Origin of the sequence: Clostridium sp. K13, assembly GCF_019734195.1 — a bacterium.
Taxonomy (GTDB): Bacteria; Bacillota; Clostridia; order Clostridiales; family Clostridiaceae; genus Clostridium.
The window spans coordinates 16,803-41,162 of record NZ_JAASHM010000016.1 but is presented as its reverse complement, the minus strand read 5'-3'; the positions used below and the strand labels follow the sequence as shown (position 1 = coordinate 41,162).

Below are 24,360 nucleotides of genomic sequence, written 5' to 3'. Positions count from 1 at the left end.
GTAAATTTCGAGGAGGAAAAAATTATGGGAAAAATTATAGGTATTGATTTAGGTACAACAAATTCATGTGTAGCAGTTATGGAAGGTGGAGAACCAGTAGTTATCACTAACTCAGAAGGTGCTAGAACTACTCCTTCAGTAGTTTCATTCCAAGCTAACGGAGAAAGATTAGTAGGACAAATTGCTAAAAGACAAGCAATTACAAATCCAGAACACACAATAATTTCAATAAAAAGAGAAATGGGAACAGACCATAAAACTCATATAGATGATAAAACTTATTCACCACAAGAAATATCAGCAATGATACTTCAAAAGATTAAAGCTGATGCAGAAGCTTACTTAGGTGAACCAGTAACTCAAGCAGTTATAACAGTTCCTGCATACTTTAATGATGCTGAAAGACAAGCAACTAAAGATGCTGGTAGAATAGCAGGATTAGAAGTATTAAGAATAATAAACGAACCAACAGCAGCTTCATTAGCTTATGGTTTAGATAAGACTGAGCACAGTGAAAAAATATTCGTTTATGACTTAGGTGGAGGTACATTCGACGTATCTATCCTTGAATTAGGTGATGGAGTATTCGAAGTATTATCAACAAATGGAGATACTCACTTAGGTGGAGATGACTTTGACCAAAAGATCATTGATTATATAGCAAATGACTTTAAAGCTCAATATGGAATTGACTTAAGAAATGATAAGAGTGCAGTTCAAAGATTAAAAGAAGCTGCAGAAAAAGCTAAGATTGAATTATCATCATCAATGCAAACAAACATTAACTTACCATTCATCACTGCAGATGCAACTGGTCCAAAACACATTGATATGAACTTAACTAGAGCAAAATTCAACGAATTAACTCATGATTTAGTTCAAAGATCAATTGAACCAATGAAGAAGGCATTAAGCGATGCTGGATTATCAATTAGCCAAATTGATAAAGTTATATTAGTTGGTGGATCAACAAGAATACCTGCAGTACAAGAAGCTGTTAAAAACTTTACAGGAAAAGAACCTTCAAAGGGAGTTAACCCAGATGAATGTGTAGCTATGGGTGCTGCAATTCAAGCAGGTGTTTTAACTGGAGAAGTTAAAGACGTATTATTACTAGATGTTACTCCATTAACATTAGGTATTGAAACTTTAGGAGGAGTTGCTACTCCATTAATCGAAAGAAATACAACTATACCAGCTAAGAAGAGCCAAGTGTTCTCAACTGCAGCAGATGGTCAAACATCAGTTGAAATACACGTAGTACAAGGTGAAAGACAAATGGCAGCTGACAACAAGACTTTAGGTAGATTTACTTTATCAGGTATTGCTCCAGCTCCAAGAGGAATTCCACAAATCGAAGTTACTTTTGATATAGATGCTAACGGTATTGTTAAGGTATCTGCTATGGATAAAGGAACTGGTAAGGAAGCAAACATCACAATTACTGCTTCAACTAACCTTTCTGACGAAGAAGTAGATAGAGCAGTAAAAGAAGCAGAAAGATTTGCTGAAGAAGATAAGAAGAGAAAAGAATCTATAGAAGTTAAGAACAATGCAGATCAATTAGCATATCAAACAGAAAAGCAATTAGAAGAGCTTGGAGATAAGATATCTGCTGATGATAAAGCTAAGATAACAGCTAAATTAGATGCATTAAAAGCAGTAAAAGATGGAGAAGACTTAGAAGCAATTAAGAAAGCTACTGAAGAATTAACTCAAGAATTCTATGCAATATCTTCAAAGATGTATGCTGATGCTCAAGGTGCAGCAGGAGCTCAAGGTGCTGGATTTGATCCAAACAATATGGGTGGAAATGCTAATGCAGGAGCAGCTCATGATGACAATGTAGTAGATGCTGATTTTGAAGTAAAAGACGAAAAATAATATAAATATATAAATAGGGAAGACAAAAGTCGTCTTCCCTTTTTGAAAGTTTAGGTATTTACGAATATTTTTATAAGTGTTAATATAAATTAGGCAAAATATAAATAGGTGGTGAGTATATAGATGGCAAATAAAGACTATTATGCTGTGCTTGGACTTGAAAAAGGTGCAAGTGATGATGAGATAAAAAAAGCCTTTAGAAAGCTAGCTATTAAATACCATCCTGATAAGAATCAAGGTAATAAGGAAGCAGAAGAAAAGTTTAAAGATATAAATGAAGCATATCAAGTACTTTCTGACCCAGAGAAGAAAGCTAGATATGATCAATTTGGTACTGCTGACTTTGATGGAAGTGGATTTGGAGCAGGTGGATTTGGTGGCTTTGACTTCTCAGATATGGGAGGCTTTGGTGATATATTTGAAAGCTTTTTTGGAGGCGGTGGTGGTTCTTCAAGAAGAAGAAATGGCCCTGTAAAAGGCGCAGATATAGAATATACTTTAAATTTAACTTTTGAAGAGGCTGTATTTGGCGTAGAAAAAGAAATAACTATAAACAGACATGAAAATTGTGAGAAGTGTAGAGGAACTGGTGCTGAACCAGGAACTTCACCAAAAACATGTCCAACATGTAATGGAAGTGGGCAAGTTAGAGTTCAAAGACAAACACCTCTTGGAAGTTTTGTAAGTACTTCTACTTGTGATAGATGTGGAGGTAAAGGAACAATAGTTGAAACGCCATGTTCAAGCTGTAGTGGTAAAGGAAAAGTGAGAAAGACTAGAAAGATTAAAGTAAATGTACCTGCTGGTGTTGACACAGGTAATGTAATGCCACTTAGAGGACAAGGAGAGCATGGTTCTAATGATGGGCCTCCAGGAGATTTATATATCAGAATAAATGTGGCTAAATCTAAACAATTTGATAGAAGAGGAAATGATATTTATATAGAAACTCATATATCAATGGGAAGAGCTGCTTTGGGTGTTGAAATAACAGTTCCAACAGTAGATGGAGATGTTAAGTATAGTATTCCAGCAGGAACTCAATCTGGAACAATGTTTAGATTAAAGGGTAAGGGTGTGCTTAAGGTTCACTCAAGCGCAAGAGGAGATCAATATGTAAAAGTAATAGTTGATATTCCTAAGAACTTAAACTCTAAACAAAAAGAGGCCTTAGAAGCATTTATGGAAGCTTGTGGAGAAAGTGTTGACGGAGAAGTTACACACAAAAAGGGCTTAAAAGATTTATTTAATAAGAAATAAAAAAAAGATGTTGCAGTTGCAACATCTTTTTTAATTTATAAATTCACTTAATACTTTAATAGTTTCTTCATGTCTAGTTGAACTTATAGCTATACATAAAACAGTATTTTCGTTATTAAATCCAGCATCTTTTAATAAATTCAAGTTGTCCACTTTAATCCCATAGTTTTTATCATTTCCAAATTCATCTTTTGATGTTACTAAGTTATCACTAGAGATATTTAATGTATCAAATCCTTCTAAGGAATTTAAATCAAGTAACATATTGTTAGTAGCAAAATATTCAAAGTTATTTTTTTCTGTTAAAAGGATATCGATTTCACTAGCAGCTAACCTAACGGCGAATGCTTGAGTTGCTGTAGGGTCATCTCCATGATTAGAATTTAAGTTTAATAATAGAGTATCTGTAAAAATAGCAGATTTTTTATTATCTCCTAAAATGTTTTCGTTTAATTTATCTTTAATTTTATTGAAATTATCTAAATTAACAGTTGAACCATAGTATGTAATATTACAATAAGTATCTTGCTTAGTGGCAATTGAATATGATATATATCCTATAATTATTATAGCTAGTAGTGTTGTTATTATAGGAAGTTTGTAATAATCATATATGAATTCAAATTTCTTTTTTACTGATAAAGATCTAAATTTTTCTTTAACAGATATTTCAGAGTCTAAAGGTGGTTTGTTTTTTACTGGGACCATATAATCACTCCTTTATTTATTTGTATATTTATGTCTATTTTATAGAAAAAAATGATAAAAATCAATTGATATAAATTTTAAGAATTGGTAAACATTTAAAAAATTTATGGTTACAATTAAATATTTAAATAACTAGATAATAGAAAAGAAATGAGATTATAGATATAATAGAGGGGTGAATATTTGTTATCATAAGTAGGAATATTAAAAATAGTAGCAATAATATGAGGTGATAAGATGAAAAATTTAAAAGAAGTACTTTTGCCGGAGATAGAAGAGTTTAGAAAAGTTGGACATAAGTTTGTTAATGGAGAAATGTCTGTTATGGACTTTAAACATGCATCAGGAGGAATGGGAGCATATGCTCATCGTGGAGGAAAAGAGTTTATGCTAAGACTTAGAATGCCTTCAGGGATAATAACTATGCCACAATTAAAGTTAATATATGATTGGGCAGAAAAATATAAGTTAGGTGGCTTACATTTTACTACACGTCAAGCAATACAATATCATGGATTATCAATAGACGAAGTATGTGATTTAATGAAAGAAGCTTTAGATAAGGATATATATACAAGAGGAGCAGGTGGGAATTTCCCAAGAAATGTTGCTTTATCTCCATTATCAGGTGTGGACAAAGAAGAAGCTTTTGATGTTACACCATATGCAGTAGCTACTGGTGAGTATTTCATGGAAAGGATAATTACTTATAAGTTACCAAGAAAGTTAAAAGTATCTTTCTCTAATGCTTCAAGTGATACAGCGCACTGTACAATTCAAGATTTAGGATTTTTAGCTGTTAATAAAGATGGAAAAGACTATTTTAGAGTGTACTTAGGTGGTGGTTTAGGAAGAAATCCTAAATTAGCATTAATATATCCAGAACTTATTGAACCTAGTGAAGTATTAAATTATGTTGAAGCTATGGTTAGATTATTTAAGGCAGAGGGAAATTATGGAAATAAGGCCAAAGCTCGTGTAAGATACATGGTAGATAAGTTAGGTGAAGAAGGATTTATAGCTGAATACAAGAAGTATGTTGATGAAGTTAAAAAAGAAGAAAACTATAAATTATCAGTAGAAGCTAAAAAATATGATAAAAAAGGTATAGAAACAAATATAACTAATTCTAGATTAGTAGAACAAAAGCAAGCAGGATTATATAGTGTTTATTTACATCCAGTAGGAGGACAAATAAAGCTAAGTGATTTAAAAGCTATAATAGATACACTAGAAAGATTTGATGATCCAGAAATAAGATTATCAATGACTGAAGGAGTATATTTTAGAAACTTAAATGGAAAAGAAGCAGAGGAACTTCTAGAAGTTACAAATAATATGGGAGGATCAACTTCATTTGACTATAGCGTATCTTGTATAGGGGTACCAACATGTCAAATAGGTATATGTGAAAGTCAAGAAGTTTTAAGAGAAACTTTAGATCACGTTAAGAAAAATGTTTCAAATGTTGATTTATTACCTAGATTATATTTCTCTGGATGTGGTAATTCTTGTGGAGTTCATGAAATAGCTGAAATAGGATTTACAGGAAAGAAAAAGAGAATTAATGATGTAATACAAGAAGCATATGAAGTTCATGTTGATGGAAGCTTTGTAGAAGGAGAAGCAAGATTAGGAAAATGCTTTGGAGACATTGCAAGAAAAGATATTCCTATGTTTATTTGCGAATTAGCTGAAAATTTAAATACTGCTAATAAGCCATTTATAGAATATATAAAGAGTAATGAAAATGAGTTTAAAGCTTTAGTAGAAAAATATAATTGTTAGTAAAGAATAATATTAATTAATGTTATCCACAATATACTATCTTTAAAATTAAAGAAGGTATATTGTGGATTTATTATTATATAAAGTTATTACAAAGCTTCATATATAGTTGAAATAAAAGAAATAATCTGTATAATTAATCTATGAACTTAAAGAAATGATTTGGAGTGAACGAAAGTTATGAGAATGAGAAGAAAGCCTTGGGCAAGACCTGAGTTAGAAAGTTGCAAGTTTTTTGTGCAAAAACCAAGTGAATACAAAGGTAAATGGAAAGAATTTTTTGGTAATGATAAACCGATATATATGGAATTAGGATGTGGAAAAGGAACATTTATGGCTGTTCATGGTTCTGAAAATCCTGAAATAAACTATATAACTGTAGACATAAAAGATGAGGTTTTAGTTTTAGCTAAAAGAAATATTGAAGATGACTATAAAAAAGTAGGGCATGAAATAGATAATGTTGCTCTTATGTCTCAAGAAATATTATTAATAGATGATATGTTAGATGAGAATGATGTTATAGAAAGAATATATATAAATTTCTGTAATCCTTGGCCTAAAGAACGTCATAAAAAAAGAAGATTAACTCATACGAGACAGCTTGAAAAATATAAGAAGTTCTTAAATAAAGGTGCAGAAATATGGTTTAAAACAGATGATGATGAATTATTTGAAGAATCTTTAGAGTATTTTAAGGAAAGTAATTTAGAGATAAAGTATATTACATATGATTTACATAACAGCGGATTTGAAGGCAATGTTACAACTGAGCATGAAGACATGTTTACTGCACAAGGAATAAAAACTAAGTTTTTAATTGCCACATATAATTAAAAGTAAGAAAGGTTGCAAATTGCAATCTTTTTGCTTTATGTGTTGATAATAATCCCTTTAGATGAAAAAATAACCAAACTAATATCAAGTAAAAAGAAAAGTTAGAAATATATATAATTTATAACAACATTATTATTAAATATAGAAATGTAAACGTGCTGTTATTAGAAAAATAAAAATATTTATTGGAGATACTAAGTATATATTAAAATGTTTATGTCAAATTTAATAAAAAGATAGTTAAATTCTTTGAATAAAGTTTTCATTGTGTGTATACTAAGGCAGTTACACCTTAAGGTGTAAATAATAAATGTTGGTGGTAAATTATGATATATTTTATTATTATGATTATTTTTTCGCCTTTTACAGCTATTATTCCAGCTATATATACAGTTGGAATGTTGATTAGAAAAAAAATAAAAGTAGAAAAAAATTATTGGAATATAAGTTTATTTTTATTATTTGCATATTCTGTATTTAGCGGTATTGTAAATAGAAATTTATTATCTTTATTAGCATCTCTAGGGCTGTTTTTATATTTTGCTTTAAGTGTGTTTTGTCAAAATTATTTTGTGAAGATAAGTAGAATAAATTTAGTTATTAAATATATAGTATATTTAAGTGTGATTGCAGCTATTGGGGGAGTAATAGAAAAAATAATATTTATTTTATTAGGAGTGCCTCAGCATAGGGTTTTTAGCTCTTTTGGAAATCCTAATATGGCTGGAGCTTGGTTTGGAAATGTAATATTAATGATTTTTTACTTAAAGTGCACAGATAAAGGAAAAAGGGATGATATAATATATAATCTTTCTATTGTATTAATAATCGTAGCATTATTATTAACTGAATCAACAGGAGCATTTATTGCTTTAGTAGGAGCTATATTTGTATATTATATATTAAAAGAAAAAAAGGATATAAAAGGTCTAATAGCTATTTGTATAACGGTAGCAGTAATAACTTTATTATTTATTAGTGTTCAGAATAAAGTGGCTAATACAACGCCTATTGGAGAATTCGTAACATCATTTAATTCAAGATATTGCATCTGGATAGGGGCTATGAATATGATATTTAAGAAGCCTATAACTGGATGGGGAATGTTAGGGATGATGCAAAGTGGATCTAATTTCGTTTATAGTAATGATCCAAGTTTACATAATAAAATCATTACGTTTTTAATTCATCCTCATAATTTATGGTTAACTTTTTTAGTGAGTTTAGGAATTGTAGGGTTTTTAATATACTTATATCTTAAATTTAATATTTATAAAGATATGATAAAGTTATACAAGGGACATAATAAAATATTGCCTTTAATTGCAGCTATAAATGCCATGGTAATTATTCAAGGGATTGTGGATTGTACTTTATATGCACCACAATTAGGGATAATATTTATTTTTTCAGGAGCTATTACTTATAATATAGCTAATAATAAGATAATTAAAAAAGTTAAACTGAAAAAAGAAAATAAAAAAAATAAAGATATAGCAATTTAAAATGTTATTTAAGGATAATTATATGTAAAAATATAGTTATCCTTTTTGTATATAAATTATTCTAGACTTTATGTAAACATACGTGTAAAATATAGTATTAGTCAAAGAGAAAAAGAAGTGAAAGGATGATTCAGTAATGGATGGAACATGGATAGAGGTAAGAGTAATAACTAAGAGTGAGGCTTTAGAACCAATATCAGGAATTTTTTATAGCTTAGATTGCAAGGGTGTTGCAATAGAAGATCCTGAGGATATTTTAGGAAGAGAACAAGGTCCATTAACATGGGATTTTGCAGATATAAATGTTTTAGAACATAAAGGTAAAGTTGCAGTTGTAAAGGCTTATTTTGCAGAAGAAGATAATATTGAAGATGTATTAGCATATGTCAATGAAAGATTAGTAGAGCTTAAAGAAATGGGACTTGATTTAGGTGAAGCTAAAGTTGAGCATGAAAAAATGCATGAAGAAGATTGGGCTAATACATGGAAACAATATTATAAACCATCAAAAGTTGGGGAGAAGATTGTTGTTAAGCCAATATGGGAAGAATATGAAGCTAAAGATAATGAGTTAGTTGTTGATTTAGATCCAGGTATGGCTTTTGGTACAGGTACTCATGAAACTACAAGAATGTGTATTCAAGCCTTAGAAAGATATGTTAAAGAAGAAAGTACAGTGTTTGATGTTGGATGTGGTTCCGGTATTTTAGCTATAGCTGCAGCAAAATTAGGAGCAAAACTAGCTGTAGGTGTAGATTTAGATCCAGTTGCTGTTGAATCTTCAATTGAGAATGTAGGATATAATAATCTAGATAATATAGAAATACTACATGGTAACTTAGTTGAAGTTATAAATGGAAAGGCTGATATAGTTGTTGCTAATATATTAGCAGAGATTATTTGTATACTTGCAGATGATGTTAAGAGAGTCTTAAAAGAAGGTGGAACTTTCATAACATCAGGAATAATACATGATAGAGTTGATATGGTTTGTGAAAAACTTGAAGCTACTGGTTTTGAAGTAGTTGAAAAAAATAGAGATGGTGAATGGAACTGTATAGTTGCAAAATTAAAATAATTTTTAGGAGAGAATAAAGGAATGCATAAGTTTTTTACTCCAAAAGAATTGATTAATGGAGATGTAGCTAAGATAATTGGTGATGATGTAAAGCACATATATAAAGTGCTTAGAATTTCAGAAGGCGAAAAAGTTACATTAAATAATTGTGAAGGTATTGAATATTTAGGAAAAGTTATATCAGTTTCAAAGCAAGAAGTTTTAATTGAAATATTAGAAAAACTTGAGGATAATAATGAAAGTGATATAAAAATATATTTATTTCAAGGATTGCCAAAGTCACAAAAAATGGATTTAATAGTTCAAAAAGGAACAGAACTTGGGATTACTGAGTTTATTCCAACAATAACTCATAGAGTTGATGTTAAATTAAAAGGTGAATTTAAAAAGCTAGATAGATTAAATAGAATAGCTTTAGAAGCTGCAAAGCAGAGTAAAAGAAGTATAATTCCAAAGGTCTCAGAACCAATTGAGTTCAATGCAGTTTTAGAAAGAATAAATTCTTTAGATTTATTAATAGTTCCATATGAAAATGCAAATAATTTTGGTATAAAGACATTAATTAATGAATTAAGAAAAGATAATACTACTAATACGATTAAAAATGTTGGTATATTTGTAGGACCTGAAGGTGGAATTGAAGAAGAAGAAATTGAAAGACTTAAAGATAAAGGTGCTCGTATAGTAACTCTTGGAAAGAGAATATTAAGGACTGAAACAGCAGGATTTGTTGCTACGTCTTTAATACAATATGAGCTTAGTGATTTAGGAGGAAATGATTAATGAAAGTTGCATTTGCTACATTAGGATGTAGAGTTAATGTGTATGAATCAGAAGCGATGGCTGAAAAATTCATTAGAGAAGGCTATGAAGTTGTTGATTTTAATGAGTTTTCTGATGTATATGTAATAAATACTTGCACAGTAACAAATATGGGAGATAAAAAATCTAGACAAATAATAAGTAGAGCAAGAAGAACTAATCCAGATGCTATAATTGCAGCAGTTGGATGTTATTCACAAATGGCACCTAAAGAAGTTTCTGAAATACCAGGAGTAGATGTTGTTTTAGGTACAAGAAATAAAGGTGATGTAGTTTACTATGTTAATAAAGCGAAGGATGAGGGACAGCCACAAGTTCATGTTCAACCAGTTCTTCAAAATAAAAAGTTTGAAGATTTAAAAATAGAGGATTATCAAGATAAAACTAGAGCATTTTTAAAAATTCAAGATGGATGTAATAGATTTTGTACATATTGCACAATACCTTATGCTAGAGGGTCAGTTTGTTCAAAGGATCCAAATAAAGTTTTAGAAGAAGTTAAAGAATTAGCAGCCCATGGATTTAAGGAAGTTATACTTTCAGGTATACATACTGCTTCATATGGATTAGATTTAGAGGGTAATATAAATTTAATAAATATAATAGAAGAAATAGAAAAGATAGACGGAATAGAAAGAATTAGAATAGGATCTATTGAACCAGCATTCTTTACTGAAGAAGTTGTTGAAAAGATTAAAGGCTTTAAAAAGCTATGTCCACACTTCCATTTATCACTTCAAAGTGGTTGTGATGCAACATTAAAGAGAATGAACAGAAGATATACAGCTGAAGAGTATGAAGCATCTGTTAACATGTTAAGAGAAACATTGCCAGATGTATCAATTTCTACAGATGTAATTGTTGGGTTCCCAGGTGAAACGGAAGAAGAGTTTAACGAAACATATGAATACTTAAAAAGAATTCATTTAACAAAGACTCACGTATTTAAATATAGTCCTAGAAAGGGGACTAAGGCTGCAGATATGCCAAATCAGCTTGATGGAACTGTAAAAGATATAAGAAGTAAGGCTTTAATAGAATTAAATGATAAAAATGAGCATGCATTTACTGAAAAGTTCATTGGAAGAGTAATGGATGTTTTAATAGAAAAAGAAATTAAAGATAAGCCTGATTTCTATGAAGGATATACAAGAAATTATATAAAAGTAATAGTACATTGCATGTCAGCAGATATTACTGGTAAAATAGTAGATGTGAAAATTGAAGAAGCAGTAGAAGATTATGCTATAGCAAGCATGGTTTAGAAGTGAATTAAGGCACTTTAGTGAATATTTGAAATAAATTGAGAACTAAAGATTAAGTCTACAATTTAAGCAGAATCCCCCTAAAGTTAACGACTTGTAATACAAATTTGTAGCAGGAGTCGTTAACTATAAGTCGGGAAACTAAGAAAAACAGTGAAGAGAAAAAATGAAATATTAATTTGGAGAGAAGCATTGAAATTAAGCTGTAGAATTTAATAATTGATGTAGTAAAATTTGCGTGAAGAAGTTTTTACTGTTTGACGCGTTAGCTAGTTTAAAAACTTTAGCAAATTTTATGGAATCAATTATATAAATTCAAAGTGAAAATTTCACCGCTTCCCGGAAAAGTAATATTCCATTTTTCGTTCTCACTGTAGTTCGCACTTTATTCATAATGTTCGTGGATGACTTAGTTTTAAGCAATAAAAGGAGGTGAGTTTATGGGAGATTGTATTTTTTGTAAAATAGTAGCTGGGGAAATTCCATCTAAAAAAATATATGAAGATGATAAAGTGCTTGCATTTTATGATATAAGTCCAGAAGCACCAGTTCATTTTTTAGTGGTACCTAAGGAGCATATTGGAAGTGCTAATGAATTAACTGAAGAAAAATGTGAAATAGTTTCACATATATTCATGGTAATAAATAAAATAGTAAGGGAACTTGGTATTGCTGATTCTGGTTACAGGATAGTAAATAACTGCGGTGCTGATGGAGGTCAAACAGTAAATCATATACATTTTCATATATTAGGTGCAAGAGAATTAAAGTGGCCACCAGGTTAATAGAAAAATAGTATAAATAATATTGACATTTTTGTGGCTCGTATTGTATAATACAATATGTGTTATTAAGCCCGTAGCTGATTTAAAGATACTAATTTGAGCTAGCGGAGGGAGGGATAATAGATGTCAGAAATCAAAGTTGGAGAAAACGAAACACTAGAAAGTGCATTAAGAAGATTTAAGAGAAAATGCGCAAGAGCTGGGGTTCTTTCAGAAGTTAGAAAGAGAGAACACTACGAAAAGCCAAGCGTAAAGAGAAAGAAAAAATCAGAAGCTGCAAGAAAGAGAAAATTCAAGTAGTTTTTAATTTTTGAAAGAAGGTATTTAAGTATGCCAACAATAAAAGAAAGACTACAAGAGGACTGGAAGAGTGCATTAAAGTCTAAAGATAAATTTAGAGCTAATGTATTAAGCAGTGCTAAGTCTGCTGTATTGCTAGTAGAAAAAACCGATGGTGTTACGCTTGAGGACGATAAGGTTATAGAAATATTAGCAAAAGAAGTCAAGCAACGTAAAGAAGCGATGCTTGAATTTGAAAAGGGAAATAGACAGGATTTGGTTGAACAGAATAAATCTGAGATTGAAATCTTGCTAGGTTACCTTCCTCAGCAATTAAGTGAAAAAGAAATTTTACAAATTGTAAAAGAAACAGCTACACAAATAGGTGCTGATAACATGAAAGACATGGGTAAGCTTATGTCAGCAGTTAGACCAAAGGTTGTAGGTAAAGCAGACGGAAAACTTGTTAGTCAGGTTGTTAAAGAGTATTTAAATAGTAAATAATTAAAAGAACTCAATTTAGATTGAGTTCTTTTTTTATTTTTGTGATTTTCTTTAAATTAAAATCATAAAGTACATTGAGAGAGTATTATTTAAAGGAGAGAAACTATGGAAAATAAAATTAATAGAGGTAAAGAAATTTTGGTTGAAAAGCTTGATCTCCCTAAAGATGTATTGTTAGATGTACCAAAGATTATTGTTATAGGAAGAAATGAGGTAACTATAGAAAATCATAAAGGGATAATGATATTTGAAAGAGATAAAATAAAAATAAATACCAATATGTCACCTGTAGAAATTAAAGGACATGATTTTGAAATATTATATATAGCGGCATCAACTATAACTATTAAAGGTTATTTTGATTCAATCGAATATGTGAGGTGAATAAAAAATGGCTTTTGATAAGATTAAAAAAGGGAAAATATTGGTTGAAATAAAAATATTAAATACTGAAAGATTATTAAATTTATTTTGGGCGAAAAACATAAGAGTGTATAAAGTAAAGAAAAAAGATGTAGCAACATTAGTACTGGAAATTGATTATTTAGATTATGCAGTAGTAAGAGAACATGTGGAAAAACTAGGTGGCAGAATAAAAATTATAAAAAGTAATGGGTTAGTATTCTTTTTAGGAAATATGAAGAAGAAATTATCTTTAGTTGTTGGTGGAGTCATGTTTCTATGTATTATATATTATTTATCTACTTACATATGGGCAGTAGAAGTAGATGTTCAACAAAATATACCACCATTTGAAATAAGAAAGCAATTAAATAGTATAGGAGTTAGACCAGGAATTTCAAAACAATCTATTGATGTAAAAGAGATAGAAAAGCAATTAGAAAATATAAGCTCAGAAATATTATGGTTAAGGGTAAGGATTGAAGGATCTACATTGAAAGTTGTAGTGGAAGAAAAAATAAATCCACCACAAGAACAAGAATATGAGTATGGAAATTTGGTTGCTACTATGGAAGGGGAAATAAAGAGAGTTTACACATTTGCGGGAAGAGCTAAAGTGAAGAGTGGTCAGCTTATTAAAGCTGGAGATGTTGTAATAGAAGGTATAGATGGAATTGAAGGTGGAGAGTATATTTTGCCACCTAGAGGAATAGTTATAGCAAATACTTTTTATGAAAAATCTATGAATGTAAAAGTTAAAGGTACTACACTTGAGAGAAGTGGAGAAAAGGATAGTGATATTTATATAAGTATCTTTGGTAAAAAAATTTATCTGAAAAAAGCTATAAAAGATTTTGAACATTATGATAAAATAGAATTGAGTGGTAAAATATTTAATAAAGTGTTATATTATGAAAGAGTAGAAAAAGATATAAATCTATCAGAAGATGATGCAATAGAAAATGCTATTGATAGTTTAGAAAAATCTTTGTTAAATGACCTAAGTAGAGATGCAAAGGTAGTAGATAAATTAGTGGATAAAGAAATGAAAGATGAAGAAAACTTATTAGTAAAAGTTGTTTTTGTTGTAGAGCAAAATATAGTAAGTGAGGATACAGTAAGCTATTAGATATTAGGGTAAGATGAGAAGGTGAACAAGATGAAAGATAAAAATGGTGTAAATAAAAAGATACATAAAGATAAGTGGAAAAGAATATTTTTATTTACTGTTACAGCAATATTAATATATTTTATAATAATGACAGTTGTGACACCTAAGAGATATAACTTCATTGAAGGTGATATTGCTAGTGTTGATATAAAGGCACCTAGAGATATTATTGATGAAGAAGCTACTAATGCAAAAGAGCAAGAAGTATCAGCTAAAGTAGAAAAAAAATTTACTCTTAAAAATGAGGTTAAGATCGAAGCGAGTCAGAATATAAAAACATTTTTTGATAAGTTAATTAATCTGAAAAGTAGTGAAATAGAAGAAAAAGATAAAATTAGTGAATTAAAAAAGATAGATACATTTAAACTTGCCGATGCTCAATATAAGACATTATTAGATTTAACTGTTGATAAAGATACGGAATTACAATGGATAGCATTAGCTGCAATTGATAGGGCGTATGAGAATCAAATAGAAGATGGGAATAGTGAGGAAATAGAGTCGGCTAAGGCAACTGTAGAAGATTATTTAAATAGTCAGAATTTGGACTCTAATTTAGAAGAAATTTTAAAGGGAATGTGTGATAGCCAAGTAAAGCCAAATTACTTTTTTGATCAGACAAAGACAGATGAAGCTGTTAAAGAGGCATTAAAAAGTGTTTCTAAGGTTATGATAAAGAAAAATCAAACTATAGTAAAAGAAGGAGAGCCAATTACACAAAGACAAATAACAATCCTTACAGAATTAGGATTAGTAGGTGAGGGTATAAGTAAGGACTATATATATACTTATATAATAATAGCATTTTATGTTTTATTTGTATTAGTTGTACAATACCTATATTTGAAGAAAGAGAAAAAAGAAGTAATTATTAACACTAAGCTTGTGTTTTTAATATTACTATTAAATCTGTTATCATTAGTAACAACTAGAGTTTTTGCTTTTGTATCATTATTTTTAGTTCCAATAGCTTGTTCTCCAATACTTATGACTGTATTTTTAGATTATAAGGTTTCCGTTATAATTAATTCTTTAAATCTGATGCTTATAGCAGTTATAGCTGGATTTGATCCTCAAATTATTTTGGTGGGATTGGTTGGAACTATTGTAGCATCTACATCTTTAAAAAAGGTAAGTCAAAGAAATGATATATTATATTCAACAGCTTATGTTGCAATTTCTGTTTCTATGGTTGTTTTATCAAGTGGAATACTTTTATCAAATAATATAAAAAAAATATTAATCGATATGTCATTAGCAGCATTAGGAGCATTTATTTCAGGTATATTAGCTATAGGGTTATTACCGTTTTTAGAATCAAGTTTTAGTTTGGTTACTAATATGAAATTATTGGAGCTTTCAAATCCAAATAGTCCACTATTAAAGAGATTATTAATGGAGGCACCTGGAACATATCATCATAGTGTTATGGTTGCAAACTTAGCAGAAGTTGCTGCTGAGGAAGTAGGAGCAAATCCAATGTTAGTTAGGGTTGGAGCTTATTATCATGACGCAGGGAAAATAAAGAGACCTTTTTTCTTTGGAGAAAATCAGTTAGGAGGAGTTAATCCTCATGATAAAATTGCACCAAGTTTAAGTGCATCTATAATAATTTCACATGTTAAAGATGGCTTAGAATTGGCTAAAGAATACGATATTCCAAGTGTAGTAAGTGATATGATGATACAACACCATGGAACAACATTGGTAAAGTACTTTTATTATACTTTAAAGAATAGTAGCAATGATCCAGATAGTATAAAAGAAGAAGATTTTAAATATCCAGGACCTAAACCTCAAAGTAAAGAAGCAGCTATAATTATGATGGCAGATAGTGTTGAAGCAGCTGTAAGATCAATTCAAGAACCTACATTAGAAAAGATTGAAAATATGGTTAATAATATCGTAAAGGATAAACTGAATTCAGATCAATTAAACGAATGTGATTTAACCTTTAGAGATCTAGAAATAATAAAAGGTTGTTTCTTAAAGGTATTAAAAGGCATTTATCATCATAGAATAGAGTATCCAAAAGAAAAGGGTAAAGAATAAAAGGGAGGGTTACCTCCCTTTTCAAATAAACTGCGAACTAAAGCTTAAGTCTGCAATTTAAGCCGAATTTTCCTAAAGTTAACGACTTCTGCTATAAATTTGTAGCAGGAGTCGTTAACTATAAGCCGGGGAAATAAGAAAAACAGTGAAGAGAAAAAATGAAATATTAATTTGGAGGGAAGCATTGAAATTAAGCTGTAGAATTTAATAATTGATGTAGTAAAATTTGTGTTAAGAAGTTTTTATTGTTTGAAGCTTTAGCAAGTTTAAAAACTTTAGCAAATTTTACGGAATCAATTATATAAATTCAAAGCGAAAATTTCACCGCTTACCGGAAAAGTAATATTCCATTTTTCATTCTCACTGTAGTTCGCAATTTATTTCGATTGTTAAATTATTAAAAAGGTATTATAATTATAAAACAATAATTTAAAATATACATAATTTAAATTAAGAAAAATGAAAGGAGAACTTATGTTATATACTGATAATAGGCAAAATAAAATGGAAGTAACTGATGAGCTTATTAATATTATAAATGAAGTTTGTGAACAATCGCTAAAGGCAGAAGAAATGAATGTTCCTTATCAGATTTCACTGTTATTTGTGGATAATGAAGAAATAAGAGAGATAAATAGAGATACAAGAGGAATAGATAAAGCAACTGATGTACTATCATTTCCAATGTTAGATTATCCTCAAAATAAAGTTTTTAAAGAGGTTTATAAGGATACTAAGTTTAATGAAATATATTTAGATGGTGATGAACTAGTATTAGGAGATATGGTTTTATCTTTAGAAAGAGCAAAAGAACAGAGTATAGAGTATAATCATTCTTTTAATAGGGAGGTATGTTACTTAGTTGTACATTCCATTCTTCATTTGTTAGGTTATGATCATATGGAAGATGAAGAAAAGAAAGTAATGAGAAAAAGAGAAGAAGAAATATTAGGTAAGTTAAATATAACTAGATAAATTGGGGATAGGGTGAGTAATTTATGGAGATGAAAAAATTATTAGAAAGTTTTAACCATGCAATTAATGGTGTGGTTGATGCTGCTAGAACTCAGAGAAATATGAAGATTCATATAATAGCATCTATTGGGGTTTTGATAGCTTGTTTTTTCTTTGATGTGTCAAAAGCAGAATTTTTAGCATTAGCAATCACAATTACAATGGTTATTAGTGCGGAATTAGTTAATACAGCGGTAGAAGCAGCAGTAGATTTAAATACAAATTATTATCATCCTTTAGCAAAGGTAGCAAAAAATACGGCAGCTGGAGCGGTGCTTGTGACAGCAATAAATGCAATATTAGTAGGATACATTGTATTTTGGGATAAACTTTCTAACTTTTCTTTTGAAGTAGTTTATAAGATTAAGCATTCAGAACCATATATGATATTAATAGCATTAGTTATAGTTGTTTTATCTGTTGTTATAATAAAGGCTATTTTTGGTGAAGGAACACCTTTAAAGGGAGGAATGCCTAGTGGACATAGTGCATTAGCATTCTCAATTTCAACAGCTATAGCGTTAATAACTGAAAAACCTATTTGTATAATATTAGCTTATTTAATGGCTTTTATTACCGCTCAAAGTAGAGTTGATTCAGAAGTTCATACTGTATTTGAAGTTATAGTGGGGGGAATACTAGGAATATTATTGACTTTATTAATTTTTACTATATTTAAATTATAGATTAAGGTTAATAAATAACTTAGATTTGGAATTTTATTTATATGTGATATACTATTTAAATGGAGGAATGAAGAATGAAATATAATGAATTAATAGATAGCGCTTTAGAAGCGAGAGAAAGAGCATATTGTCCATATTCAAACTTTAAGGTTGGAGCAGCTGTATTATTTGAGGATGGAAAAATATATACTGGATCTAATATCGAAAATGCATCTTTCGGAGGAACTAATTGTGCTGAAAGAACAGCAATTTTTAAAGGCGTACATGAAGGAAATAGAGAAATAAAAGCAGTAGCCTTAGTAGGAGATACTAATGCATATACTTATCCATGTGGAATATGCAGACAAGTAATTGCAGAATTTGTAATTGATGAAAAGATTCCAGTAATAATAATAAAAAATAAAAATGACTATATAGTAAAAACTTTTGAAGAAATATTACCAGGTGTTTTTTCAAAGAAGGACTTAAAAGGCTAGGAGGCTAATATGTATAAATCAGGATTTGTAACAATAGTAGGAAGACCAAACGTAGGGAAATCAACATTAACTAATCAAATAATGGGTGAAAAGTTATCAATAGTTTCAAATAAACCACAAACTACAAGAAATAATATACAAACAATATTAACTGGAGATGACTATCAATTAGTATTTGTTGATACACCAGGAATACATAAACCAAAAAATAAACTAGGAGATTATATGGTGAATGCTGCAACTAGTTCTATAAAAGAAGTAGATTTAGTTGTATTTATTATCAATCCTTGTGATGAGATTGGAAGAGGAGATAAGTTTATATTAGAAGCTTTAAAGAAACAAAAAGCACCTGTATTCTTAGTTGTTAACAAGGTAGATGAAAATAGTCATGAAAAAGTAGCTAAGACATTAGATATGTATTCAAAGGAATATGACTTTGCTGAAATAGTACCAATATCAGCATTAAAGGGGAAAAATGTAGATACTCTTGTGAAATTAATGGTAGAAAAAATGCCAGAAGGACCACAGTATTATCCAGAAGACATGATTACAGATGTTAATGAAAGATTTATAGTTGCTGAAATAGTAAGAGAAAAAACATTAAAGAATTTAAGAGATGAGATTCCACATGGAATAGCAGTTGATATTATTCAAATGAAACAAAAAGAGAATGGAACATATCACATTGAAGTAGATTTAATATGTGAAAAGGATTCTCATAAAGGAATAATAATTGGGAAGAATGGAGTATCATTAAAGAAAATTGGTGAAACTGCAAGATATGAAATTGAAAGATTCTTAAAAGCAAAAGTTAATCTAAAAATATGGGTAAAAGTAAGAAAAGAGTGGAGAGATAACGGACTTCTACTTAAAGAATTAGGATATAAAAAGACTAAATAGATAGGAGTTGAGTATTCTGTCTATCGAGAAAACTAAAGCCATAATAATTAAGGCCATAGATTATAAGGAAAATGATAAACTTATATGGGCATACTGTGAAGAGTTAGGTAAGATAACCTTTATAGCTAGAGGGGCAAAGAAAAGTAAAAGTAAAAATTTGAGCTTAACTTTACCCCTATGTTTTGGGGATTATATATTTTTTAAGGGAAGAAATTTGTATAACCTTCAAGAAGGAAGAATTATAAACTCCTTTCAGGGATTGTTAAACAATCTAGATAAGCTTACTTATTCATCATATGTTTGTGAATTAATAGATATATGTGTACAAGATGGAGAAGTAAATAAAGAATTATTTAGAGACTTTATAACTTGTTTATATTTATTAAATACTGATGCAATGGATTATGAATTGTTAATAAGAGCATTTGAGTTAAGATTATTAAATGCAACAGGATATAGATTACAGTTTGATAAATGTTGTATTTGTAAAAAATCAATAGGAACAAGTGATTATATTTCGTTGTCACATTTTGGTGGTGTGTGTGTAGAGTGTAATAAAGAACATGGGCTTTATATATCTAGAGCAGGATATAATGCTTTAAGATTTTTAAATAATACAGCTATGGATAAAATTTATAGATTAAATATAAATAAAGATGTGAAAAAGCAAATAGAAAAAGTAACAACATTCATAATAAATTCAAATTATTCAAGAAAGCCAAAAAGTTTAGAAATGTTAAATTATATAAAGGAGTAGAGAGAAAGATGGATATTACATTGGAAAAGGTTGATCAAGTAAGAGAAAGAACTGGAGCATCTTACAAAAATGCGAAAAAAGCATTAGAAGAATGTAATGGTGATGTATTAGAAGCAATAATTTATTTAGAAGATAAAAGTATTGAAGCGGATTGTTCATCAGATGGAGAGTTTAATGACAATGCTCAGAAAATAGAAACTATAGAAGAGTTAAAAGTTTGGTTAAAGGACTTAATTAACAAAGGAAATGTAACTAGAATTAAAGTTAGTAAAGATGGTAAAAAGTTAGTTGATGTTCCTGTTAATGCTGGAATAGCAGCAGGTGTTATAGCGATTGTAATACCACCAATACTAGCTTTTGTAGTAGTAGCAGCAGTAGTTACTCAAGTTACAATTGAAATAACTAAAGCTGATGGAACAGTAGAGATTGTTAATAAGTATATCTCAGAGGCTGTTAGTGAAGCAAAAGATAAGGCAAGTGACTTTGCAGATAAAGTTAAAGAAAAGGTTCAAGATGTAAATTTAGATGGAATCAAAGTACCGAACAAATTTAAGGAAAAAGAAGATGATGAAAGCAATACTTTTACTTATACTGTGAATTTTGATGATGAAGATGGTAAAAATTAGAAAAACAGAGAAAAACAAGGATATAGTCTAGAAAATTTAAAAATATTTGGAATATTCAGCTAAAATGAGTGATTTTTCAGAAAATTAAGCATAGTCAAAAAATGAGAAAATGTTATAATTATACTGTAAATAAAAAACATTCTTAATTGTCTGAATATTCCTTAAATAGTCGAAAAGAGGGGTAGCATTGAAGTTTACAAAAAGACAAGAGGCAATAATTGAGATAGTTAAAGAGGGGCAGCCTGTTACAAGTGAAGCTATAGCTGAAAAGCTAGGAGTTACAAGAGCTGCTTTACGAGCAGACTTAGCAATACTTACAATGACTGGTACTTTAGATGCTAGACCTAAAGTAGGTTATGTGTATTTAGGGAAAAAGATTGACGGTGAAATATTAGAAAATTTATCTAAAATAAAGGTTGGAGATATAATGTCAAAGCCTGTAACCGTTAACGATGCTACTACTGTATATGATGCAATTGTTCATTTATTCTTACATGATGTAGGAACATTGTTTATTGAAAATAATGGAACTTTAGTTGGAGCAGCTTCAAGAAAGGATTTTCTTAAGATAGCAATCGGTGGAACAGATATACATAAGGTTCCAGTAGGGATTATCATGACAAGAATGCCTAATATAATTTATGGATATCCTGAAGAGAGTGCTTATTCATTAGCTAAAAAAATAATTGAACATGAAATTGATAGTATACCAATAGTAGAAAAATCCTGCGAATCAGACAATGGAAAAGTTAATTTAAAAATAGTTGGTAAAATTTCTAAGACTAACATAACAAAATTATTTGTTAATCTTGGAGAAGCAAATTAAGGGTAATTTTAAGGGTAACTAGGGTAACTACAAGGTAAGACCTTGTTAGTATATATTTATTGTATGAACGGAGGAGTATTGAGATGGAGAAGAAAAAGTATGTTTACCTTTTTAGTGAAGGTGATGGTTCAATGAGAAACCTTCTTGGAGGTAAAGGGGCAAATTTAGCAGAAATGACTAGAATAGGGATCCCAGTTCCGCAAGGATTTATTGTTACAACTGAGGCTTGTAATAAATATTACGAGGACGGAAGAAAAATAACTAGCGAAGTTGTAGAAGAAATCCATGCGAATATCAAAGAATTAGAAAGAATAACAGGAAAAGAATTTGGAAGCAACACAAATCCATTATTAGTTTCAGTAAGATCTGGTGCAAGAGTATCAATGCCAGGTATGATGGATACAATATTAAATCTTGGTTTAAATGATGTTGCAGTAGAAGCTGTTGCATCAGCAACAGGTAATCCAAGATTTGCTTATGATTCATATAGAAGATTTATTCAAATGTTCTCTGATGTTGTTATGGGAATCGAAAAGAGATTATTTGAAAATTTAATAGATGAAGCAAAAGAAGCAAAAGGGGTTAAATTTGACACAGACTTAGATGAAAATGACTTAAAAAATCTAGTTGTAAAGTATAAGGAATTATACAAGAAAGAAAAAGGTGAAGAATTCCCACAAAATCCAACAGTACAATTAACTGAATCTATTACAGCGGTATTTAGATCATGGGATAATCCAAGAGCTATAGTTTATAGAAGATTAAATGATATTCCAGGTGAATGGGGAACTGCTGTTAATGTTCAACAAATGGTATTTGGTAATAAGGGAGAAACTTCAGGAACAGGTGTTGCATTCTCAAGAAATGCTGCAACTGGAGAAAAGGAAATTTACGGAGAATACTTAATGAATGCTCAAGGGGAAGATGTTGTTGCAGGTATTAGAACACCACTTCCAATATCTAAGTTAGAAGAACAAAATCCAGCTATATATAAGCAATTTATGGACATTGTTCATACACTTGAAAATCATTATAGAGATATGCAAGATATGGAGTTTACTATTGAAGAAGGTAAGCTATACTTCTTACAAACTAGAAATGGTAAGAGAACAGCTCAAGCAGCATTGAAAATAGCTGTTGATTTAGTTGAAGAAGGAATGTTAACTAAGGAAGAAGCGATTCTTAAGGTTGAACCTAAACAATTAGATTCTTTATTACACCCAACATTTGATGTTAGTGAAATGAAGAGTGCAAATGTTATTGCAAAGGGACTTCCAGCATCTCCAGGAGCCGCATGTGGTAAAGTAGCATTTACTGCAGAGGAAGCTAAAGAAAGAGCAGAAAAGGGCGAAAAAGTTGTATTAGTTAGACTTGAAACTTCACCAGAAGATATTGAAGGTATGATAGCTGCTGAAGGTATCCTAACAGTTAGAGGAGGTATGACTTCACATGCTGCAGTTGTAGCAAGAGGTATGGGTACTTGTTGTGTAGCTGGGTGTGGAGATTTAAAAGTTAATGAAGAAGATAAGACTTTAGAAGCTAATGGAAAAGTTTATACTGCTGAAGATTATATTTCAATAGATGGTTCTACAGGTAATGTATATGGAGAAGCTATTAAGACAGTTACTCCAGAAATTTCTGGACATTTTGCAACATTTATGGGATGGGCAGATGAAATTAGAAAGCTTAATGTTAGAACTAATGCTGATAATCCAAGGGATACAAAGCAAGCAGTTGAGTTTGGAGCAGAAGGTATAGGACTTTGTAGAACAGAGCATATGTTCTTTGAAGAAGATAGAATAATGGCTGTTAGAGAAATGATAGTAGCTAAAAATGAAGAGGAAAGAAGAGCTGCACTTGAAAAATTACTTCCAATGCAAAGAAAAGATTTTATTGGAATTTATGAAGCACTTCAAGGAATGCCAGCTACAATAAGATTCTTAGATCCACCACTACATGAGTTCTTACCTCATACTGATGATGAGATAGCAGAACTTGCTAATACAATGGGATTAACTTTTGAGGAGCTTAAATCTACAGTTGAAAGCTTACATGAATTTAACCCAATGATGGGTCATAGAGGATGTAGATTAGCGGTTTCTTATCCAGAAATTGCTGAAATGCAAACTAGAGCAGTAATTGAAGCTGCAATAGAAGTTAAAACTGCTAAGGGATATGATATTATTCCAGAAATTATGATTCCATTAGTTGGTGAAATTAAGGAATTAAAATTTGTTAAAGATATAGTTGTTAGAACAGCTGAAGAAGTTATGAATGAAAAAGGAGTTAAATTAAACTACCATGTTGGTACAATGATTGAAATTCCTAGAGCAGCAATAACAGCTGATGAAATAGCTAAAGAAGCAGAATTCTTCTCATTTGGAACTAATGATTTAACTCAAATGACATTTGGATTCTCAAGAGATGATGCTGCTAAGTTCTTGTCAGATTATTATGAAAGAAAGATATATGAACAAGATCCATTTGCTAAATTAGACCAAAAAGGTGTAGGTCAATTAGTTAAGATTGCAGCAGAAAAGGGTAGAGCTACAAGGCCAAATATTAAGCTTGGTATATGTGGAGAACATGGAGGAGATCCATCATCAGTTGAATTCTGTCATAATGTTGGATTAAACTATGTATCTTGTTCACCATTTAGAGTACCAGTTGCAAGACTTGCAGCAGCTCAAGCACAAGTAAAAAATCCAAGATAGTATAAATAAATAAAAAAAGGA

At 30.1% G+C, this 24,360-nt stretch carries 23 protein-coding genes; 22 read left to right on the top strand and 1 reads right to left on the bottom strand.

The genetic code is table 11. The features are described 5' to 3' along the window. The first annotated feature begins 24 nt into the window (after positions 1–24). Positions 25–1,884 carry a molecular chaperone DnaK gene (gene dnaK, locus HCG76_RS10530; protein WP_221700756.1) on the top strand — a complete coding sequence of 620 codons (1,860 nt, stop codon included), beginning with the start codon at positions 25–27 and terminating at the stop codon, positions 1,882–1,884. 123 nt (positions 1,885–2,007) lie between these two features. After that, a complete protein-coding gene (gene dnaJ / locus HCG76_RS10525; protein WP_221700757.1) occupies positions 2,008–3,144 on the top strand; it encodes a molecular chaperone DnaJ in 1,137 nt (378 codons plus the stop codon). 30 nt (positions 3,145–3,174) lie between these two features. Here the strand turns inward: dnaJ and HCG76_RS10520 are convergent, their stop codons facing one another. Beyond that, on the bottom strand, positions 3,175–3,852 hold the full coding sequence (locus HCG76_RS10520) for a hypothetical protein (protein WP_221700758.1): 678 nt from the start codon (positions 3,850–3,852) through the stop codon (positions 3,175–3,177). A gap of 237 nt (positions 3,853–4,089) precedes the next feature. Here HCG76_RS10520 and HCG76_RS10515 point away from each other — a divergent pair, with 237 nt between their 5' ends. The 20 genes from HCG76_RS10515 to ppdK all read left to right on the top strand — a co-directional run bounded on the left by HCG76_RS10515 (position 4,090) and on the right by ppdK (position 24,339). Continuing rightward, positions 4,090–5,640 (top strand): nitrite/sulfite reductase, encoded by a 1,551-nt coding sequence (locus HCG76_RS10515; RefSeq protein ID WP_221700759.1) that lies wholly within the window; start codon positions 4,090–4,092, stop codon positions 5,638–5,640. A gap of 180 nt (positions 5,641–5,820) precedes the next feature. Continuing rightward, on the top strand, positions 5,821–6,477 hold the full coding sequence (trmB, locus tag HCG76_RS10510; protein ID WP_221700760.1) for a tRNA (guanosine(46)-N7)-methyltransferase TrmB: 657 nt from the start codon (positions 5,821–5,823) through the stop codon (positions 6,475–6,477). A gap of 326 nt (positions 6,478–6,803) precedes the next feature. Further along, complete coding sequence (locus HCG76_RS10505; protein WP_221700761.1) at positions 6,804–7,982, top strand: O-antigen ligase family protein; 1,179 nt, start codon at positions 6,804–6,806, stop codon at positions 7,980–7,982. Positions 7,983–8,118: 136 nt separating this feature from the next. After that, positions 8,119–9,060: a 50S ribosomal protein L11 methyltransferase gene (prmA, locus tag HCG76_RS10500; protein ID WP_221700762.1), complete on the top strand. Its 942-nt coding sequence runs from the start codon at positions 8,119–8,121 to the stop codon at positions 9,058–9,060. A gap of 21 nt (positions 9,061–9,081) precedes the next feature. Beyond that, a complete protein-coding gene (locus HCG76_RS10495) occupies positions 9,082–9,843 on the top strand; it encodes an RsmE family RNA methyltransferase (RefSeq protein WP_221700763.1) in 762 nt (253 codons plus the stop codon). Further along, positions 9,843–11,147 carry a tRNA (N(6)-L-threonylcarbamoyladenosine(37)-C(2))-methylthiotransferase MtaB gene (gene mtaB / locus HCG76_RS10490; RefSeq protein WP_195987060.1) on the top strand — a complete coding sequence of 435 codons (1,305 nt, stop codon included), beginning with the start codon at positions 9,843–9,845 and terminating at the stop codon, positions 11,145–11,147. The genes HCG76_RS10495 and mtaB overlap by 1 nt, the downstream gene beginning before the upstream one ends. Positions 11,148–11,587: 440 nt before the next feature. Next, positions 11,588–11,932 (top strand): histidine triad nucleotide-binding protein, encoded by a 345-nt coding sequence (locus HCG76_RS10485; protein ID WP_221700556.1) that lies wholly within the window; start codon positions 11,588–11,590, stop codon positions 11,930–11,932. A 123-nt stretch (positions 11,933–12,055) separates the two neighbouring features. Continuing rightward, positions 12,056–12,232 (top strand): 30S ribosomal protein S21, encoded by a 177-nt coding sequence (gene rpsU, locus HCG76_RS10480; protein WP_003441547.1) that lies wholly within the window; start codon positions 12,056–12,058, stop codon positions 12,230–12,232. Between the two features lie 30 nt (positions 12,233–12,262). Beyond that, on the top strand, positions 12,263–12,715 hold the full coding sequence (locus HCG76_RS10475; RefSeq protein ID WP_221700555.1) for a GatB/YqeY domain-containing protein: 453 nt from the start codon (positions 12,263–12,265) through the stop codon (positions 12,713–12,715). Between the two features lie 105 nt (positions 12,716–12,820). Next, positions 12,821–13,099: a sporulation protein YqfC gene (gene yqfC, locus HCG76_RS10470; RefSeq protein WP_221700554.1), complete on the top strand. Its 279-nt coding sequence runs from the start codon at positions 12,821–12,823 to the stop codon at positions 13,097–13,099. Positions 13,100–13,106: 7 nt separating this feature from the next. Beyond that, a complete protein-coding gene (yqfD, locus tag HCG76_RS10465; RefSeq protein WP_221700553.1) occupies positions 13,107–14,246 on the top strand; it encodes a sporulation protein YqfD in 1,140 nt (379 codons plus the stop codon). 30 nt (positions 14,247–14,276) lie between these two features. Further along, positions 14,277–16,340: an HD family phosphohydrolase gene (locus tag HCG76_RS10460; RefSeq protein WP_221700552.1), complete on the top strand. Its 2,064-nt coding sequence runs from the start codon at positions 14,277–14,279 to the stop codon at positions 16,338–16,340. A gap of 474 nt (positions 16,341–16,814) precedes the next feature. Beyond that, complete coding sequence (ybeY, locus tag HCG76_RS10455) at positions 16,815–17,315, top strand: rRNA maturation RNase YbeY (protein ID WP_221700551.1); 501 nt, start codon at positions 16,815–16,817, stop codon at positions 17,313–17,315. Between the two features lie 23 nt (positions 17,316–17,338). Beyond that, complete coding sequence (locus HCG76_RS10450) at positions 17,339–18,040, top strand: diacylglycerol kinase (RefSeq protein ID WP_221700550.1); 702 nt, start codon at positions 17,339–17,341, stop codon at positions 18,038–18,040. Between the two features lie 74 nt (positions 18,041–18,114). Beyond that, a complete protein-coding gene (locus HCG76_RS10445; protein ID WP_221700549.1) occupies positions 18,115–18,516 on the top strand; it encodes a cytidine deaminase in 402 nt (133 codons plus the stop codon). A gap of 9 nt (positions 18,517–18,525) precedes the next feature. Further along, entirely contained in the window at positions 18,526–19,416 is an 891-nt protein-coding gene (era, locus tag HCG76_RS10440) for a GTPase Era (protein ID WP_221700548.1), read from the top strand. A gap of 16 nt (positions 19,417–19,432) precedes the next feature. Then, positions 19,433–20,173: a DNA repair protein RecO gene (gene recO, locus HCG76_RS10435; protein WP_370778834.1), complete on the top strand. Its 741-nt coding sequence runs from the start codon at positions 19,433–19,435 to the stop codon at positions 20,171–20,173. An 8-nt stretch (positions 20,174–20,181) separates the two neighbouring features. Further along, positions 20,182–20,799, top strand: a complete 618-nt coding sequence (locus HCG76_RS10430) for a DUF4342 domain-containing protein (protein ID WP_221700546.1) — start codon at positions 20,182–20,184, stop codon at positions 20,797–20,799. Positions 20,800–20,986: 187 nt separating this feature from the next. Further along, the gene (locus HCG76_RS10425) at positions 20,987–21,625 is read left to right on the top strand and encodes a helix-turn-helix transcriptional regulator (RefSeq protein ID WP_221700545.1); all 639 of its coding nucleotides are present in this window, start codon (positions 20,987–20,989) and stop codon (positions 21,623–21,625) included. A gap of 83 nt (positions 21,626–21,708) precedes the next feature. Continuing rightward, positions 21,709–24,339: a pyruvate, phosphate dikinase gene (gene ppdK, locus HCG76_RS10420; RefSeq protein WP_221700544.1), complete on the top strand. Its 2,631-nt coding sequence runs from the start codon at positions 21,709–21,711 to the stop codon at positions 24,337–24,339. Positions 24,340–24,360 lie beyond the last annotated feature (21 nt).